General features: G+C 54.2%; 6 protein-coding genes. All 6 read left to right on the top strand.

Annotated features, from left to right (window positions below; genetic code table 11):
* Positions 1-19: 19 nt before the first annotated feature.
* Positions 20-487 (top strand): STY4534 family ICE replication protein, encoded by a 468-nt coding sequence (locus ADK28_RS04135; protein WP_048794964.1) that lies wholly within the window; start codon positions 20-22, stop codon positions 485-487.
* 71 nt (positions 488-558) lie between these two features.
* Complete coding sequence (locus ADK28_RS04130; protein WP_048794963.1) at positions 559-1,110, top strand: single-stranded DNA-binding protein; 552 nt, start codon at positions 559-561, stop codon at positions 1,108-1,110.
* A gap of 15 nt (positions 1,111-1,125) precedes the next feature.
* Positions 1,126-1,362 (top strand): DUF4160 domain-containing protein, encoded by a 237-nt coding sequence (locus tag ADK28_RS29720; RefSeq protein WP_012146806.1) that lies wholly within the window; start codon positions 1,126-1,128, stop codon positions 1,360-1,362.
* The gene (locus ADK28_RS29715) at positions 1,343-1,615 is read left to right on the top strand and encodes a DUF2442 domain-containing protein (RefSeq protein WP_041418734.1); all 273 of its coding nucleotides are present in this window, start codon (positions 1,343-1,345) and stop codon (positions 1,613-1,615) included. Before ADK28_RS29720 ends, ADK28_RS29715 begins: the two co-directional genes overlap by 20 nt.
* Positions 1,616-1,761: 146 nt before the next feature.
* The gene (locus ADK28_RS04125; RefSeq protein WP_048794962.1) at positions 1,762-2,394 is read left to right on the top strand and encodes a PilL N-terminal domain-containing protein; all 633 of its coding nucleotides are present in this window, start codon (positions 1,762-1,764) and stop codon (positions 2,392-2,394) included.
* On the top strand, positions 2,379-3,043 hold a 665-nt coding region (locus tag ADK28_RS04120; RefSeq protein WP_239686204.1), incomplete at its 3' end, for a hypothetical protein. The genes ADK28_RS04125 and ADK28_RS04120, both read left to right, overlap by 16 nt.

Below are 3,043 nucleotides of genomic sequence, written 5' to 3'. Positions count from 1 at the left end.
CACTCCTGGAGAAAACATCATGTCTAGCCAAACTCAACAAGCCTCCACCAAAACTGAATATTTCAACCTAACTATCAAAGGGATGGGGTATCTCAGCAACATTCGTCTAGTCAATGGCCCGAATGGCACCTTTATCAGCTGTGTCGTCAATGGACTCTCTGGTCCTACCGATAACGCCAGTTACACGCGTTTCGATGTGACGGTCGCCGGTAAAGAAGCCAGCAGCCTGATCAACCGCTGTCAAAAGTCGGTTGATGAAGACAAGAAGGTCCTGATTGGATTTGTGCTCAGCAATCCCAAAACGGACATCTTCACGCTCAACAGCGGCGAACATGCCGGTGAACAGCGCGTTAGCCTCAAAGCCCGCCTTATCAAGGTCGATTGGATTAAAATCGGTCAGGAGAAGGTCTTCCAGGCTGAGAAATCCGACTCTACGCCGCCTCAGCAAGGTTCTGCACAGCAACAGTATGCGGAAAACTCTTTCTGATAACGCCCTCTACGCCTCGGTTTTCGGGGCGTTTTTCCCTTTCTAATTCCATTCCCTATGAGGATTCGATTATGGCGTCTCGCGGCGTAAACAAAGTCATACTTGTCGGTCATCTCGGCCAAGATCCGGAAGTCCGTTACATGCCAAATGGCGGTGCTGTTGCTAACATTACCCTGGCGACCTCAGAGAGCTGGCGCGATAAGGCGACCGGTGAGCAGAAAGAAAAAACCGAATGGCACCGTGTCGTGCTGTTTGGCAAGCTTGCCGAAATTGCCGGTGAATATTTGCGTAAGGGCTCGCAGGTTTACATTGAAGGCTCCCTGCAGACACGCAAATGGACCGATCAGGCCGGTGTGGAAAAATACACCACTGAAATTGTCGTCAACATTGGCGGCACTCTGCAGATGTTGGGGGGGCGCTCGCAACCAGCCAACGCCGGACAATCAGGCCAGGGAAGTTGGGGGAAACCTCAGCAACCGCAACCTTCGCACAGCGGTACGCCGGCTCAGCAACCCCTGCCAGCTCAATCGGGTGGGAATGCCGCGCCGATGGATTTTGACGATGACATACCGTTCCTTGGGTTTGGTTATGGTATCGCAAAATCAGCCATTTACGCTCTGTGATTGTCGGGAGACATTATGCCGACAATTCTTAGAGTAGGTGGTTTCCGCTTTTACTTTTACAGTCATGAACCTAACGAACCGGCACATGTCCATATTGATAAGGGCAATGCAACCGCTAAAATATGGTTACATGATGTCAGTATTGCGCGTAGTGTGGGTTTTGCATCACATGAACTGCGTATACTGCAGCGTCTGGTGACTGAACATCGGACACTTTTACAGGAGGCCTGGGATGCTTACTTTACGCAATGAAAATGATCTGCGTGTAATGAATGTCCGCATCGATGATGACCGTCTGTCGGTTGATTTGATGGATGGCCGTACTATTTCGGCACCGTTAGCCTGGTATCCCCGGCTTGCGGCTGGTACGCCAGCGCAACGGGATAACTGGGAACTCTGCGGGGCTGGAATGGGTATACACTGGCCAGATCTGGATGAGGACTTAAGTACGGAAGGGTTATTGATGGGGGCAAAAGGCATTAGCCGTACCCCTTCATTATCCTGATGTTGTTCCTCAACATCTGACACTAAACGCTGACCTTCGGGTTGGCGTTTTTTTTTGATTAGCAATAAAGAGTTGTTAATTGAGCGTCCCGGACGGTAACCGCACAGTGACACCTGTCGATTGTCACTGAACAGGAAACCTTCCGGATGAAAAAAACAATTCTCGTCTCTTCCCTGGCAGCACTTACGCTGACCGGGTGCGTTACTCAGCAACCTCTGCAGCAGCGTGATATTTCCCCTGTTACTCCGTCTGTCACCGTCAACCGCAATGTCCAACCGGTCAGCCCGGATACCTACGGGCAGGCACCGGAGGTGGTGCGCTACGACCGTTATTTACTGGTCAGCACTGACCCCGCGGCTGTTCAGCGTGATCCGCTCTCGCAAATCATCGATATCCGTATTCCGGCGTCCGTCAAACCGACGGTTGCTGATGCGTTGCGTTATTCGCTGCGCCAGTCGGGGTATTCCCTGTGCGCGACCGGCCCGGCAAATGGCGTGCTGTACCGCCAGGCGCTGCCGGCGGTGCAGTACCAACTGGGGCCGATGCGTTTGCGTACTGCCCTGCAAGTAGTGGCAGGCCCCGCGTGGCAGCTCGAGGTCGACGACGTGCAACGTGTTGTCTGCCACAGCTTGCGTGACGGGTACCAGTTGCCGGCGACACAGCTGCCGCCGGTGACGGTGGCACCGGCCAAGCCGGTTTCAGCACGTCCTGTGGTGACGGTCATTGCGCCTCAAGCCGTTAACGCGGTACCGGCAACCGGCGGGTGGTTGAAAAAATGACAGAACATAATGAAGAAATGGTGCCGATGACACCGGCCAAAAAAGGGTTGCTGCGCAGCAAGACCTTTTGGGGGGCAACTGCCGGCGTCGTGGTCGTCCTGGTTGCAGGTCTCGGTAGTACAGCGGCTATCAAGCATATCGACCAGCGTATTGCCCAGCTTGAGCAGGCACAGAAAGCACTGGCGCCGCAGGATGGCATGAACTCTATGGCCGATGTGGTGCAGACGCAGGCAAAACAGCTCAAAACTTTGGCTGAACGTCAGGATTCGCTCACGCGACAGGTGGGGGCGCTGACGTTAACCCATGGGCTGGCAGAGAAACTTGAGCAGCAGTTGCAGGCGCAACAGGTTGAACTGAATGCACTGAAAGACAGCATTGAGTCCGTGAAAAAGTCAGCTTCAGAAAAGCCTGTATCCACTGTGACACCGTCAACGGCCGTACCCGCAGCCCCTTCTGCGACAGCCAAAATCACCCCAAAGCACAAACCTACGCCGATTAAATCTTCCCCGCGTAATGCGGTAACCCGTGTGGCGCGTAAATCGCCATTCGTGCTGACCGGGGTGGAGCAGCGTGGGACGTCGGCCTTTGCTGCCGTGGCGCCGCAGGGGTTCAGTGATTTGTCGCAGGTGCGGTTAATCGGGGAAGGGGA

The sequence above is a fragment of the Serratia sp. 506_PEND genome, assembly GCF_001076875.1.
GTDB classification, from domain to species: Bacteria; Pseudomonadota; Gammaproteobacteria; order Enterobacterales; family Enterobacteriaceae; genus Serratia; species Serratia marcescens.
This window is presented reverse-complemented; position numbering and strand designations above follow the sequence as displayed.